8 protein-coding genes are annotated in these 15,265 nt (G+C 58.8%); 1 reads left to right on the forward strand and 7 read right to left on the reverse strand.

Going from position 1 to position 15,265, the window contains the following annotated elements; genetic code table 11:
- Positions 1-40: 40 nt before the first annotated feature.
- Together CPH57_RS08390 and CPH57_RS08395 are read right to left on the reverse strand one after the other, a co-directional pair.
- Positions 41-1,390, reverse strand: coding sequence for a glycosyl transferase family 2 (locus CPH57_RS08390; RefSeq protein WP_230328342.1), 1,350 nt, complete (start codon positions 1,388-1,390; stop codon positions 41-43).
- 304 nt (positions 1,391-1,694) lie between these two features.
- On the reverse strand, positions 1,695-3,800 hold the full coding sequence (locus CPH57_RS08395) for a bifunctional diguanylate cyclase/phosphodiesterase (protein ID WP_047575248.1): 2,106 nt from the start codon (positions 3,798-3,800) through the stop codon (positions 1,695-1,697).
- 1,024 nt (positions 3,801-4,824) lie between these two features.
- On the opposite strand from CPH57_RS08395, the gene CPH57_RS08400 reads away from it, so the two are divergent.
- Positions 4,825-7,755, forward strand: coding sequence for an autotransporter domain-containing protein (locus CPH57_RS08400; protein WP_231922825.1), 2,931 nt, complete (start codon positions 4,825-4,827; stop codon positions 7,753-7,755).
- 443 nt (positions 7,756-8,198) lie between these two features.
- Here the strand turns inward: CPH57_RS08400 and CPH57_RS08405 are convergent, their stop codons facing one another.
- From CPH57_RS08405 to pqqC, 5 genes are all read right to left on the reverse strand, one after another.
- Positions 8,199-10,634: a glucose/quinate/shikimate family membrane-bound PQQ-dependent dehydrogenase gene (locus CPH57_RS08405; protein WP_096242237.1), complete on the reverse strand. Its 2,436-nt coding sequence runs from the start codon at positions 10,632-10,634 to the stop codon at positions 8,199-8,201.
- 149 nt (positions 10,635-10,783) lie between these two features.
- A complete protein-coding gene (gene pqqF / locus CPH57_RS08410; protein ID WP_096242238.1) occupies positions 10,784-13,093 on the reverse strand; it encodes a pyrroloquinoline quinone biosynthesis protein PqqF in 2,310 nt (769 codons plus the stop codon).
- 2 nt (positions 13,094-13,095) lie between these two features.
- Positions 13,096-14,232: a pyrroloquinoline quinone biosynthesis protein PqqE gene (gene pqqE / locus CPH57_RS08415; protein ID WP_096242239.1), complete on the reverse strand. Its 1,137-nt coding sequence runs from the start codon at positions 14,230-14,232 to the stop codon at positions 13,096-13,098.
- Positions 14,225-14,503, reverse strand: coding sequence for a pyrroloquinoline quinone biosynthesis peptide chaperone PqqD (gene pqqD / locus CPH57_RS08420; RefSeq protein ID WP_096242240.1), 279 nt, complete (start codon positions 14,501-14,503; stop codon positions 14,225-14,227). The genes pqqE and pqqD overlap by 8 nt, the downstream gene beginning before the upstream one ends.
- Positions 14,503-15,258: a pyrroloquinoline-quinone synthase PqqC gene (pqqC, locus tag CPH57_RS08425; protein WP_096242241.1), complete on the reverse strand. Its 756-nt coding sequence runs from the start codon at positions 15,256-15,258 to the stop codon at positions 14,503-14,505. The genes pqqD and pqqC overlap by 1 nt, the downstream gene beginning before the upstream one ends.
- Between the last annotated feature and the right edge of the window lie 7 nt (positions 15,259-15,265).

Below are 15,265 nucleotides of genomic sequence, written 5' to 3' on the forward strand. Positions count from 1 at the left end.
AATGGCTTGTCTGAAAGTTAAATTTCACGTCATTCGATGATTAGCTGATATTTAAGAACTCCATGACGTTGTTGGATAAAATACGCTTGCCCAGCGCGTAATTCTTTTCCGCCACGCGCTTCATCTTCTCCTTGTTATTAATGAACCGGTAGACGTCCTGGATGAATTCGTCGTTCGGCGGCCCATCCTGTAACTCGGAGATCGGCATGACGGGCGCTTCAAACCCATGCCGGCCGTAGACTTCGTGATAATATTCGTAGCGAGTGGTGATATAGCAACGGCGGCAACTGATCGCTTCGCCGATAGGATTGCCATAGCTATCATAATCATACGAGGTGAGAAAAGAGACCAGGTCGCAAGAGTGATAGAGGTCCTCTATGCAAAACGCGTCGTTTTCCGAGCGCATATCGACATGAGGAAGCATGCCGACGAATTTGACATAGGGGAGAACATTCAGTTCCTGCGCCAATTTGGCGAGTTGCAGATAACATGACGGATTTTCATATTCATTGCCGGCGATCGCCAAATAGGCGCGTCGCGTGTTGTGGTCGCGGATAAATAAATCGTTAAGCCGGCTGATCAGTATAATATCGCGATCCAATCTTTTCTGAGGGATGATGCGGGTGGTTCTGGCAATGAGAAGATCATTATCGCGAATATTCATCTGCTTTCTGACATTCGTTCTTTCGTGACTGTCCGAGAAGTCATAGGTATTTTTCTTTACCTCGACATGGACATCATGATTGCACCAGGCCTCCAGCTTTTGCTTCAGATCGTGATTGAGCGTGACATAGGTAATGTATTTTGAAGGGATAGGTTTGATGGCGTGAGAATAAGGCGGCGGGCCGTATTTGAGCACCTTTTTTTCGCTGTTCCACATCAGGTCATGATCGCGCCAGATGACGAAACGCGTCAGTCGATAACGTCGGCCATAATCTTCGATCGCCAGATACAGCGCTTTGGTATAGATGATGTTTTCCGGCAGCGTGCCGTTTTCCACCACCACATGGCTGATTGCGAGCGCTTCCCATTGGGCGATGAGGCGATCCGCCAGCTGCCGCGCCGTCAACGCGATGGTATGCAACAAAGCGGCTTTTTCTTGCTCGTCAATGGGCGTTTTCTGGCCGATCAACGCCGCGTGCGCGTACTCGAGAAAGGCGGGGTGGTAATCTGGAATCGACGTGATGTCGTCCAGGCGGACCAGCGTAAAGACATCGCGGTAGATGTCATGCTCATGCTGATAGGGTTTATTAAAGTTTCCCTTATCAATCTTGATGTCGTATCCCAAATCAAGATAAGAGCGAAATCCACAGGCTTGCAGTCGTTTGGCAATCTTCATTGCTTCCACCGTGATCCCCGAGACCGAGACGGCATCGAACGAAATGAACATTGCATTCTTCTCTTGCCTTTCGTGCATCGCAGTACCTCCTGCTATTATTTGTAGTGCATTGATTTAAATTAACTATTTCTTAACAAGTCTCCGGTAACGTTCCCAATTGAGTGGAAAAAGAATCGTTTTGACGCTCTGGAATACACTCAAATCTGACAGAACGGAAGCTTAACCGTTCAAAAATGTAAAGATACGTTTATGCTTTGTGAGGGCTCTCACAAATATTCCGGTGCGGGAGGCGTGAAACAAGCAGAGGAAAAGAGGGGGGATCAAGCCCCCCGAATGTGGGGCATGCGATGCCGATTTAACGATTCGCCGTGCCGCCTTCGGCAGGCTGAAGTATCGCCTGCAGCAGCGTCGGCACCTGCTGGGATCCCACCGCCGGGCTGAACAAAAACCCCTGGCCGATATGGAAACCGGCTTCGCACAGCGTTTGGCGCTGCTGCTCGGTTTCCACGCCTTCGGCGATGATATCGATCGACAGCTTTTGACCGAGAATGCCGATGCTTTCCACGATCGCCAGGATCGCCGGTTCGGTGTTCATGCGTTGAATGAAGTCGCAGTCCAGCTTAATGCAGTCCAGCGGGTAGTCCATGATATGGCTGAACGAGGAGTGGCCAGTGCCGAAGTCGTCCAGCGCGATACGGATACCCATCTCTTTGAGCATGTGCAGCGCGCGCAGTACGTATTTCGAACCGTGCTTGTTGAACGCGTGTTCGGTCACTTCCAGTTCGATCAGGTGGTGGGGAATGTGGAACTTCAGCAGGCGTTGCAGGAAGGTTTCGGCGTAGTTGTCGCGTAAAAACTCGATCGGCGACACGTTCAGCGAAACGGGCCGCACTGCCACGCCGGCCGCGCGCCAGCGGGCGATATCGGCGAAGACTTTCAGCTGCATGGCTTCGCTGATTTTGGTCGCCAGTTCATAGTCGTTGAAGGCCTCGCTGACCGTCGCCGGCAGCTGTATGCCGTTTTGCGGGCAATGCCAGCGCAGCAGCGCTTCGAAGCCGACGATGCTGCCATCGGCGAGGCTGACCTTCGGCTGGTAGTTGGGACGAATGCAATTATCGCGTACGATCTGGCGCGCGTAGTTGAGCTGACTGGCGCGGGCGCGGGCTTTGTCCATCATCTTGCTGTCGAACATGTAGACGCCGCCGCGGCCGCCTTCTTTCAGTTCATACAGCGCGGTATCGGCGCACTTCATCAGCTCTGACGCATCGCGGGCATCTTTGGGATAGATGGCGCCACCGATGCTCATGCCGCAATGCAACGTCTTGCCGCCGTGGGTGATCGGCGTCTCCAGCTGCAGCAGAAACTTGTTGGCGATGCGGAAAATATCCTGCTCGTTTTCGACGTCGCTGATCACGACGGCGAACTCGTCGCCGCCGAGGCGAGAGACGAACGAATGGGTATTCATGCAGGCGCTGAGCCTTTTGCCCAGCACCCGCAGCAGATGATCGCCCGCCGCGTGGCCCAGCGTATCGTTCACCAGTTTGAAATGGTCAAGATCCAGCAGCATCAGCCCGAGCGACTTGTTGCCGTGCAGGGCGCGCTTCATCTCTTGCTTCAGCTTTTTCTTGAAGAGGCGCCGGTTGGGCAGGCCGGTCAGTTCGTCATACTCGCTGGCAAGCAGCAGGCGTTGCTCCATCACGCGCTGCGACGTCACATCCCGTGAGACGCACAAGATCTCGGCCACGACCCCGTGCTCATCGCTGACGGGAGAGAGGATGTTGTCCCAATGCTGTTTTTTGCCCTGCGGCGTCACGCTCAATCCCGCGAAGCGCGCATTCTTACCGGCTTTGACGCTGCGCAACGCTTTGCTGCCGCGGCGGCGAACTTCGGGCGACAACAGCCCCAGCCAGGGCATGCCAAACTCTTTTTGCGCCGGATCGAGGCCGAGCGCCAGGCTGCCGGAGCGGTTCATGTGGCGCAGCGTGCCGTCGCGATTGATCACTTTGATGCAGTCAACGCTGGCGTCCAGCATGTCTTGCTGGATAGAGAGCGCCTGAACGTTTTGCTGGCGTTGCAGCATTTGCGGATGGATGTCGGTGGCGGTGAGGTACCAGCTGGGCTCCAGCGCCTTGCCGTCCTGGCGGGCGTTAAACGCCAGCATAAACCACCGGTAGGCGCCGCTGCGCTCGCGCAGACGGGCTTCGCCGGCGAACGAGGAGAGGGCAACGATGGCCTGGCGCCATTGCGCGGCCAGGCGTTCGCGATCGTCAGGGTGCAGGGCCTCGAGCCAGTCTGCGGCGCCGTGCTCACCGGCGATTGCGCCGGTATAGTCGCGCCACTGCTTGTTGAAGTAACCGCCAAGGCGGTTGCCGAAGCAGATCAGACCCGGCAAGTCGTCTACGATTTCGCTGTAGAGGTCGATCGGATTTTTGTTATTGGTCTGCTCGGGCAACAGGCTCATGCGGTATTTCCTCGGAAAATTACCCATATTCTTGCTCTATAGCAGAGCCTCTTTCAATATAGTCTTGCCAATGAAAATGGGAATAGCCAGCGGGCGCGGCTAAAAATCGGCCTGGTAGCATGAAATAGATTACGCAAGAACGCATTAGGAATACTCCTGTTATTTATAAGCCCCTCTTATATTGCATCGAAAAATAAGTGCTCCGACCAGGCGGTTTAATAACCGCAAAAAAGTAATCAAACCTGATGTTTCTTTTTGAGGAAATGTTCAGTCTTTCTGCTGCTCTTTCACTCGTCATACCGCCTCTCTTATGCATCATGACTGACAAAATCCGCATGCCGGGCGGTAAAAAGCGCCATGTTATGCCCGGTTCAGCGGTGGCCGACGCACCTGTCGCCGACGTTTGCGGTGAAAGTTATGATGCAAATCAAGAAATGTTTTGTTTCATCTGTTGACACTTTACTTACGTATAAGATAGCCTCGCGAATGAAAATCATTAACAAAACTGGATAATTAAGCGAGATGCACCCACAGCCTGATTCTCGCGCTTCGGCCGGATGGCCGAGCCGTGCCGGTATAACGGCGCCGGGTTTATCGCCGGCAAACGTACATTCGCCACCTGTCTGCACTTCTGCGCCCTAAGCGTATGGCGTGGTGACATCTTCATGTCCGCACGCCCGAATTTTTATCACTCAGCCTGTTTTATGCGGCCCGCGTCGGGCAGGCATGCGTTATCTGTCGTTTCACGATCATAGGAGGTTTCAGCGCAGTTAAAACGTCAGTTTTCTTCTGGGTATAAATAAACATGGAGCGTAAAATGATACTTAATAAAAAATTGAAGTTAGCGTATTGCGTGTTTCTGGGTTGTTATGGCTTATCTCTTCATTCATCTCTTGCCGCTTATCGGGAACCAGGACAATTAGGTTCGCCCGACAGTTGGAAAACCGCAGAATTTAATCGCCAATGGGGGCTTGAGGCTATTTCTGCCGAGTTCGCCTATGCCAGAGGCTATACCGGAAAGGGTGTGACGATTGGCGTTATTGATGATGCCATTCTCTCTCATCCGGAATTCGCCGGTAAACTGACGCGGCTGGATAACGGCAGCTATAATTTCTCGTATGATAAACAAGATAATATGTCATTCGGCACGCATGGCACGCATGTCGCCGGTATTGCAGCCGCCAAAAGAGATGGCTCCGGTATGCATGGCGTCGCCTACGACGCGGACATTATCGGCGCCAAGTTGAACGACTTCGGCAATCGCAACGGCCGCGAAGAACTGATCCAGAGCCCAGCCCGGGTTATCAATAACAGCTGGGGGATCCCACCGGCGGTCAGAAAGGATGCCAATGGCAACACCATTTGGCTGCCGAACGGGCGGCCTGACTATGTGGCGTGGGTGAAAACCGACGTCATCAATGAAGTGATGCGCAATAAGTCCAACCTGGAATGGGGCAGCGAGCAACCCGTGCCCACCGGCGGGCACAGCGCCATGGCGACGCTGCTGCGCGCCGCCAAGCATGGCAAGCTGATCGTTTTCTCGGCAGGCAATTACAATAACTACAATATTCCTGAGGCGCAAAAGTCACTTCCCTATGCTTTCCCTGAGGTATTAAACAATTATCTGATCGTGACCAATCTGAGTAATAACGATAAGTTAAGCGTTTCCTCAACCAGCTGCGGACATACGGCCAGTTTTTGCGTGTCAGCGCCGGGCAGCAGTATTTACAGCAGCGTAGGGGAGCTGGTTTCCAATACCGGCGGGGCGGTGAACCGCGAAGCCTATAATAAGGGCGAGCTGACGGTCAAACCCGATTACGGAAATATGTCGGGCACCTCAATGGCGGCGCCACACGTCACCGGATTTGCCGCCGTATTGATGCAGCGCTTCCCTTATATGAGCGCCGCTCAAATATCCGCGGTCATCAAAACCACCGCCACCGATTTAGGTGAGGCCGGCATTGATCATTTATTCGGCTGGGGCCGCGTCAATTTACGCGATGCGATCAACGGGCCGAAGATGTTTATCACCCAAGAGGATATTCCGCAGGAATTCTATGTGCCGGGTTCCTACAGTGAAAAACAGTTCGTGGTGAATATCCCCGGTCTGGGGAATATCGTCGAAGCCGGAACCCCGGTTGAGCGGCGTTGCACGTCGGGCGAATGCGACTTCGATTCGTGGAGCAATGACATCCGCGGCCACGGCGGGTTGACCAAAACGGGCGCCGGTACGCTGGCGCTGTTGGGCAATAATACTTACAGCGGTGACACCTGGGTGAAACAGGGCGTGCTGGCGATCAACGGTTCGGTGGCGTCCAATGTCTATATCGAAAATAGCGGCACGCTGGCCGGCGACGGCACGGTGGGGGCATTCAGAGCGGTTCGGGGCGGCAGCGTGACGCCGGGAAATGGCATCGGTACGCTGCACGTGTTGCATGACGCCGTGTTTGATCGCGGCTCGCAGTATAACGTGGAGGTCGCAGACAATGGCCGCAGCGATAAAATCGAAGCGCGGCGCGCTTTCCTCTACGGCGGCAGTGTGAACGTCAGCCTGGAGCACAGCAAAAACCTGCTGTCGCAAAATGAGGCGCAAAGCCTGCTGGGCAACAAATACACCATCCTGACGACGACGGATGGCGTGACCGGCCGCTTCGAAAACGCCAATCCTTCGTATCCGTTTGTCAACGTGACGCTGGACTATCAGGGCAATGACGTTGGCCTTGGGATCACGCGCACCGCCGCCCGTTTTGACAGCCTGGCCAGCACCGAAAACGAGAAAGCGGTCGCCCGGGCGGTGGAAACGCTCAACGCCACGGAACCGGTCACGGAAACGGCCAAACGCAGCGTCGCGGCGCCTACCGCTGAAGCGCTAACCGCACTGCAGGGCGTTGAAGGCGAGGCGACAGCCGTTACCGAAGCGACGAGCCCCGTGGCCGGCCATCCGGTTTATGAAAGCTTCCTCGGCTTCACTTCGGCCAGAGAATTGCAGCAGGCGACCCGTCAACTGTCCGGCCAGATCCACGCGGATATGGCTTCCGCCCAGATCAACGAAAGCCGTAATCTGCGCGATACCGCCACCGAGCGCTTGCGCCAGGCTGAAGGCCGCCGCACCGCTTCCGATATCAAAGCGGATGATAATGGCGCCTGGGCGAAATTGCTGGGCAACTGGGGGCATGCTTCCGGCAACAACAACGCCACCGGTTACCAGACATCCACCTATGGCGTGCTGTTGGGTCTGGACAGCGAACTGTTTGACGACGGCCGGCTGGGCGTGATGACCGGGTATACCCGCACGTCGCTGGATGGCGGCTATCAGTCAGATGCTCACAGCGACAACTACCATCTGGGGCTGTACGGCGACAAACGTTTCGGCGCGTTGGCGCTGCGAGCGGGCGGCACCTATACCTGGCATCGCATCGACACGTCGCGCTCGGTAAACTACGGCGCGCAGGCGGATCGCGAAAAGGCCCGCTATAACGCGCGCACCGGTCAGCTGTTTATCGAAAGCGGTTACGATTGGAGCAACGACGTGGTCAATCTTGAGCCGTTCGCCAACCTGGCGTACACCCACTATCGCAACGAGGGGATCAACGAGCAAGGCGGAGCGGCGGCGCTGCGCGGCGATAAGCAAAGTCAGTCCGCCACCGCTTCGACGCTGGGCCTGCGCGCCGATACGCAATGGCAGACCGACAGCGTGGCGATCGCGCTGCGCGGCGAGCTGGGTTGGCAACATCAGTACGGCAAGCTGGAGCGTAAAACACAGCTGATGTTCAAACGCAGCGATGCGGCGTTCGACGTGAACAGCGTCCCCGTTTCCCGCGACGGGGCGGTTCTGAAGGCGGGCGTCGATGTTTGGGTTAACAAAAACGCCGTGTTGTCCCTCGGTTACGGCGGGCAATTGTCGTCCAACCATCAGGACAACAGCGTCAATGCCGGTCTGACCTGGCGCTTCTGATAGCCGTTGATCCGTTTCACGCTACTCAGCCCCCATCGCAACGATGGGGGTTTTTTATTGGGCGCGCGGAAGCGACAGGCCGGGCGGCGGTGTCTTCACAGGATAAAGGCGCGTTAGAACAGGATGTTTCTAATTCTTTTGGTTAGAAAAATTGATGATAATCATCTGAAGTGACTAAAAGGATTTAGGCCGAAACATGGAATTTCTCTTCATTTTATTATTTTTTACCTTATACATATCAATTGCCTGTGAGTATCACCGGCGCCGGTGGCGCGTGCTGTATCGCCGTAAGAGAAATAGAAGAAAAGGCATGAAAATGAAACGGATGGTTAATATTCTGCTGTTCAGGCAATAAACCCAAAAAAAGGAGACGTCATGCAACGTCTCCCTCTAAATGCCCATTGAGCGCGGTGCGCCGCTTTATTTAACCGGCGTTCCGGCGATTATTTATCCAGCGCGTAGGCGATGACGTAATCACCGCGATCCGGCGACTGACGTGCGCCGCCGGCGGAAATGACGACATACTGCTTACCGGTGGTCGGCGAGACGTAACTCATCGGCGTGCCGCCGCTGCCGACCGGCAAGCGCGCTTTCCACAGCTCTTGCCCGGTGGATGAGTCAAAGGCGCGCAGATAATAATCCTGCGTACCGGCGATAAACACCAGGCCGCCTTGAGTCGCCAGCGTGCCGCCCAGCGTCGGCATGCCGACCGGCATCTGCGCGCGCATTTTGATGCCGAACAGCCCGGTATCCTGCACCGTTCCTACCGGAACCTGCCACACCACTTTGCGCGTCTGCAAATCGATGGCGGAGAGGGTGCCGAACGGCGGTTTTTGGCAAGGAATGCCCAGCGGTGACATGAAGCGATTCTTATTGACGGCATACGGCGTGCCTTTGAGCGGGACCGCGCCCATGCCGGTATTCACGGCTTCACCGCCGTTGCCGGCCGGCGCGCCTGCGTCGGCTTTCTGCGGGATCATCTGCACCCACAGGCCCAGACGCATATCGTTGGCGAAAATATAACGGTTGTTCGGGTCGGTAGAGAGACCGCCCCAGTTCATGCCGCCCAGCGAGCCGGGGAAGCTGAGGGAAACGTCGGTGTCCGGCGCGGTGAACAGGCCGTCATAACGCATCGATTTAAAGCTGATGCGGCACATCAATTGATCGAATGGTGTAGCGCCCCACATGTCGGACTCGCTGAGCTTCTGCGCGCCAATCTGCGGCATGCCGACGGAGAACGGCTGCGTGGCGGAATATTGCTCGCCCGGAATGGTGCGGGTCTTCACCGGCAGTTCCTTCACTTCGGTCAGCGGTTTGCCGGTATGGCGATCCAGCACGAAGATCTGCCCGCTTTTGGTGCCGATAACCAGCGCAGGGCGGGTGGTGCCGTCCTGCATCGGGAAGTCGAGCAGGCTGGGCTGCATCGGCAGATCGAAGTCCCACAGATCGTTATGCACGGTCTGATAGACCCATTTCTCTTTGCCGGTGGTCGCGTCGAGCGCCAGCACCGAGGCGCCGTATCGGTGATCCAGCGCGTTGCGGTTGGCGCCCCACAGATCGACGGAGGAGCTGCCCATCGGCAGGAAGACCGTGTTCATCGCCGGATCGTACGACATCGGCGCCCAGGAGTTCGGGGTGCTGCGCACGAAGTGTTGATCCGGTTTCAGGGCAGCGTTCGGCTGCGGATTGCCCGGGTCAAACGCCCAGCGCATTTCGCCGGTGATCACGTTGAAGCCGCGCAGCACGCCGCCGGGCATATCGGTTTGCACGTTATCGGCAACGCGCCCGCCGACCACCACGGTGGTGCCGGCCAGCGTCGGCGCTGACGTCAGTTGATATTTAGGATCGGCGGCGTCGCCCAGACCGGCCTTCAGGTCCACCACGCCCTGGTTGCCGAAGTGTTGGCAGAATTCGCCGTTGTCGGCGTTAATCGCCATCAGGCGCGCGTCGATGGTGTTCATCAATATGCGCCGTTGGCAGCTGTCGCCGGCCGCCAGCGCGACGGGCGCGGCGGGGGTTGAACCCGGCACGCTCGGCGCGGGCAACGGCTTGTTGATATCGAAGTAGGCCAGGCCGCGACAGCGGTTCCATACCTGCGACTTGGCGTTGACTTCTCGCCGCCAAATTTCTTTGCCGCTGTCGGCGTCGACGGCGATCACATTGTTATGCGGCGTGCACAGGAAAATGCGGTTGCCGATTTGCAGCGGCGTTTGCTGATCTTCCGCGCCGTTGCCATCAGGGCTGATAGGGATGTCACCCGTATGGAACGTCCAGGCGACTTTCAGCTCCCGCACGTTATCGCGGGTGATCTGATCCAGCGCGACGAAACGGCTGCCGCCCGGCGTATTGCCGTAGTTATCCCAATCTTTCTGCTGTTGCGCTTTATCAACCGGGATCAGCGGCAGCGGCTGGCCGCTGAAGGCAACGGTGGGATGCGGCTGGAACATTTGGACAAAGGCGCCGACCATGCCGACCGCCAGCAAGGCGGAGAGCAGGTAAGCCGGCTTGGCCAACGGCGCTTTGCCTTCGCGCTTGCGCAGCGCCGGCCAGGTGAGGAAGGCCAGCAGCATCAGGCCGGTCGGCACCATCAGGCGGGAAATCAACGGCCAAAAATCAAAACCGGCGTCCAACGGCGCCCAAATGACGGTGCTGATGAACACCGCCAGGAACAGCCAAACCGCTGAGGACTTGCGGCGGAAAAACTGAATGGCCGACAGCAGGATGACGAGGCCGGCAATCAGGAAGTAGGCGCTGCCGCCCAGCGAGAGCAGTTTGCCGCCGGCGACAGTGAAGAACAGGCCGGTGGCGGCCAGGATGATGCCCAACAGGCAACACCACAGCGTAAGTTTTATGCCCGAACGTGCATTGGCATCTGACATTGAATAATCTCCAATAACATACTGATTCTTAAAGGTGAAAAGGTCGTTATTGGCGACTATTGTAACATTGATGGAGGTGCGCTTGTTAAGGGTATGTAACTGTTTTTATGAGGGAAAAGCCGACGTTATCGGCACAACCTCGGTTTGGCTTAGAGGAATATCCGTTTCTGCCAGTGTACGAGCTGCGCGGCAGGCAGAGAGGCAACCTGCGCCACCCGGTGGCGATTTTCCAGGGCGATTTCCCGGGCGCGTTGCAACGGCTCGGCGCTGAGGCGCTGCACGCTTTGCCGCAGCGCCTGTTGCGCCAGCGCCAGTTCGCCGGCGCCGAGGTGCGCCAGTTCATGGCGCATCTGCAGCAAGAATTCGTCGGTTAACTGCCGCAGCTGCGCAACGGCGAACGTCGGGGATTGCAGTGCAAACAGCAGGCCTTCAGCATCGGCGCTGCGATGAAAGGCGCATTGCACCACGTAACCCACGTTGCGCTCGACGCGCAACTGCTGGAAGTAACGCGGCGCGTAAAGCCGGGCCAGCACGCGCAGCGCCCAACGCCCTTCGGCTTCGTCGTTCGGCAGCGGGTAAAATTGCAGCAAGGCGTGTTCTGCGCCGCTTTCCGTCAGGGTGACGGGGTGGTGATGCAGAGGCGCCGGCCGCTGAGCCTCGTCGGTTATGGGAAAAGGAAAGTCATACAGCAAATGCGACAGCCGCCGTTTTAACTCGCCGTCGCCGCCGACCAGGGTGGCATGCCAGAGTGGGGCCGTTGCCGTTGATACGCTCAACGCCGCCGGCAATTGGGCTAACAGGCGGCGAATGGCGATATCGTTTTGCGCTTTGAGCTGCGCGTGGCGCAGGTTTCTCGCCGCCTCGTTGATGACGGCCGGCGGCAGCGCCGCCAGGGCTCGATTCACGACGTTCAGACCGTGGCAGATCAGCGCTGCGCTGCCCGCCAGCTGTAACAACCACACGCCCTGGTGGCGCTCGAAGCTTAAATGTCCCTCCCGATGGGCTAACTCGGCCGCTCCAGGGCGCAATGCCGCCTGCAAACCACAGGCCTGTTCTTCGCTGAGAGCGCCATGCGGCGATGGGCGCAGCAGCAGCACCGGCTGCGCTTCGTCGGGGTGCAGATGCCGCAGCGGCGCCTGGCCGGCCGGCAGGGGCGGGATCGGCAGCGCCGCCGAGGTGGAGAAAAAGCGGAAAGGATCTATTGTGGGCGTCGGCACGGTGCGGACGAAGGGCGCGAGCGCCAACGGCAGCCCTTGAATTTCACGCGTTTCACCGCCTCCCTCAGGCAGCACGGCCAGACGGCGATGCGGCGCGCTAATCAGCGCCGAAATATGCCGTGGCCAATCGTCGTTCGGCTCCACCGGCGGCAGCCCAAATGCTCTGGCGCGCAACTGATCGAGCGGCGCCAAACGGTGGAAATCGCGGTTTGCCAGTTGCCCGAAATGCGCAAGCTGAGCCGGTGTCAGCGCGATCAGCGCCTGCAACCAGGCCAGCAAGGCGCTTTCGATGTGGGCGGCTTCAGACGCCGAGCCGTGATTGACGGTAAAAATAAAACTCAGCAGTGCGCTGTTTTCAGCGCAGCGGGCGTAATCCAGCCTAACGGCGTCGGCCCACGCGTGAGCGCGCAGCCGTGCCAGCAGCCCGCCAGGGGCTTCGTCCAGCAATAAACGCTCCAGCCGCCGCAGCCAGCCGCGTGAACGGGAGTGCGGCAGGGCAAACACCAACCGCAGCTGCGGCGCGCCGGGGAGAGACAGCGTGTAATCTTGCCCGGCGGCCAGCGGCGGCAATGCCTCGGGCGGCGCGATGCTGCCCGGCGGCAAGGCGCCGCCGTAGCGCTGCGCCAGCGCATGCAACTGCTCGAGCGATTGCGGGCCTTGCAGCCACAGCGTGATGTTCGGCGCGCGGTAATAGTGGTGGTGAAACTGCCGCAGCACCCGCTGCAACGCGGGAATATCGCTGCCGAAAGCGGCGCGGCTGCCGATATGAAAGCGGTGCAACGCGTCAATGCCGCTGAACATCTGCCGCTGCGCCGCTTCGCAGCGGGTTTCAACGTCGGCGCGCAGCAGGCGATATTCGGCGTCGATGACCTCGATCTCCTGGGCGATTGCCTCAGCCGCCAGCTGTGGGACGGCGAGCATATCGATCAGCCTGGCCAACCCCTCCGCCAGCTGTTCGGCGCCCACCTCAAAGAAAAACGCGGTTTGCGTGGCCTGGGTCGTGGCGTTTAACCGGCCGCCGACCGCCGGCGTCCAGCCCATCAGCCCATCCTGCGCGCTAAAGTTCACGCTGCCGCGAAACAGCATATGCTCCAGCAGATGCGCCAGGCCCGGCCAGGCGGCAGGCGCCTGAAAGCTGCCCGCCTCGATGCGCACCAGCGCGGCGGCGGCCTCGGCGTCAGGGGTGCTAATCGCCCTGACGGCCAAACCGTTATCGAGCTGCCACGAGGCGGCGAGTGTCATCGTCAGCCCTTGAAGATCAATCGGGAGTTGGTCTGATTGCGAAAACGCAGCTGATCGATGCCGATCTGCGAGCGATTCGCCGCTTCACGCGCCGCCAGAATGGTGCCATGGTGCGGCGACTTGCCGCACACCGGATCGGCGTTGTCGGCGTCGCCGGTCAGCATGAACGCCTGGCAGCGGCAGCCGCCGTAGTCTTTCTCTTTCTCCGAACAGGAACGGCAGGGCTCAGGCATCCAGTCATAGCCGCGATAGCGGTTAAAGCCGAAGGAGTGATACCAGATATGCTGCAGATCGTGCTCCAGCACCGACGGAAAGGCGATCGGCAACTGGCGGGCGCTGTGACAGGGTAACGCCATGCCTTCCGGCGTCACGCTCATGAAAATAGCCCCCCAACCGCCCATGCAGCCTTTGGGGCGTTCCTCATAGTAATCCGGCGTGACGAACAGCAGGTTGGCCAGCTTGCCGTCGGCAGCCATGCGCTCGCGATAGCGTTTCACCACGGCTTCAGCATCGGCGATCTGTTCGCGGGTCGGCAGCAGGCCTTCACGGTTCAGGTGCGCCCAGCCGTAGAACTGGCAGGTCGCCAGCTCGACGTCGTCGGCATCCAGCTGGATCGCCAGTTCGATGATGCGGTCGATCTGGCCGATATTATGGCGATGCAAGACGAAGTTAAGCACCATCGGATAGCCGAGCGCCTTGACCACCTTGGCCATCGCCAGCTTCTGCTGAAACGCCTTGGCGGAGCCCGCCAGCGCGGCGTTCAGCGTTTCGTCGCTGGCCTGAAAACTGATCTGAATATGATCCAGCCCGGCGTCGGCGAAGGTCTGCAGCTTTTTCTCGGTCAGGCCGATGCCGGAGGTGATCAGGTTGGTGTAAAACCCGAGATCGCGCGCGGCGGCGATCAGCTCGGGCAGGTCTTTACGCACCAACGGCTCGCCGCCGGAGAAACCGAGCTGTACGCTGCCCATCGCCCGCGCCTGGCGAAACACCGCGATCCATTGCTCGGTCGTCAGCTCTTTTTCCTGCGCGGCAAAGTCGAGCGGGTTGGAGCAATAGGGGCACTGCAGCGGGCAGCGATAGGTTAGCTCCGCCAGCAGCCAGAGCGGCGGATTTACCGCCGGCGCGCGTGGCTCAGTCACGGAAGGTCACCCATTTTTGTTCGTAGGCGCGCTGGAAAAACACCAGCACGTCGTCCGCCAGCCCCTCGGCGCCGGGGAAGCGGGCGTTCAGCTGCGCGATGATGCCGTTCAGCGTGGTGTTGCCGTCAACCAGCTGCAGGATGGCGGCGGCGCTGTCGTTCAGTTTGGCCATGCCTTCCGGGTAGAGGATCACGTGGCTGTTTTGCACCTGCTCCCATTGCAGGCGGTAGCCGCGGCGGAAGACGGGGGTGTGTTCAGGATTCAGTGTCATTACACCAGCCTCTGATTGTGCCAGACCCGCGCTGTGGTCACGCTGTGGTAAGGCGGGTGGTTCAGGGTATAGGCCATGCTCATGGCGTCCAGCATGCTCCACAAAATATCCAGCTTGAACTGCAGGATTTCCAGCATGCGCTGCTGTTTTTCAACGGTATCGCAATAGTCCAGCGCCAGCGCCAGCCCGTGCTCCACGTCGCGGTTGGCCTGGCCGAGGCGACTGCGGAAATAGTCGTAGCCGGCGGCGTCAATCCACGGGTAGTGCTGCGGCCAGCTGTCGAGGCGCGACTGGTGGATCTGCGGCGCAAACAATTCGGTCAGCGAGCTGCAGGCCGCTTCCTGCCAACAGGCGCGGCGCGCGAAGTTGACGTAGGCATCCACCGCGAAACGCACGCCGGGCAGCACCAGCTGCTCGGATAGCAGGGCGTCGCGCTGCAGCCCAACCGCCTCGCCGAGGCGCAGCCAGGCCTCGATGCCGCCTTCGCTGCCGCCGTAACCGTCGTGATCCAGAATGCGCTGCACCCATTTGCGACGGGTTTCCGGCTGCGGGCAGTTGGCCATGATCGCCGCATCCTTGATCGGAATGCTGGTCTGATAGTAGAAACGGTTGGCCACCCAGCCCTGGATCTGCTCACGGGTCGCTTCGCCGTTGTGCATCGCGATGTGATACGGGTGGTGGATATGATAATAAGCGCCTTTGGCGCGCAGTGCCGCTTCAAATGCCTGCGGAGTCAGGGGGAGTGGTTGCGTCATGCCGATT

The organism is Serratia sp. JKS000199 (assembly GCF_900215455.1).
In the GTDB taxonomy this organism is placed as follows: domain Bacteria; phylum Pseudomonadota; class Gammaproteobacteria; order Enterobacterales; family Enterobacteriaceae; genus Serratia; species Serratia ureilytica.

Excerpts from the sequence above, each read along its gene's own strand:
- CPH57_RS08395 (WP_047575248.1), bottom strand. The coding sequence starts at position 3,800 with ATGAGCCTGTTGCCCGAGCAGACCAATAACAAAAATCCGATCGACCTC.
- pqqF (WP_096242238.1), bottom strand. The coding sequence starts at position 13,093 with ATGACACTCGCCGCCTCGTGGCAGCTCGATAACGGTTTGGCCGTCAGG.
- pqqC (WP_096242241.1), bottom strand. The coding sequence starts at position 15,258 with ATGACGCAACCACTCCCCCTGACTCCGCAGGCATTTGAAGCGGCACTG.
- pqqD (WP_096242240.1), bottom strand. The coding sequence starts at position 14,503 with ATGACACTGAATCCTGAACACACCCCCGTCTTCCGCCGCGGCTACCGC.
- CPH57_RS08405 (WP_096242237.1), bottom strand. The coding sequence starts at position 10,634 with ATGTCAGATGCCAATGCACGTTCGGGCATAAAACTTACGCTGTGGTGT.
- CPH57_RS08390 (WP_230328342.1), bottom strand. The coding sequence starts at position 1,390 with ATGTTCATTTCGTTCGATGCCGTCTCGGTCTCGGGGATCACGGTGGAA.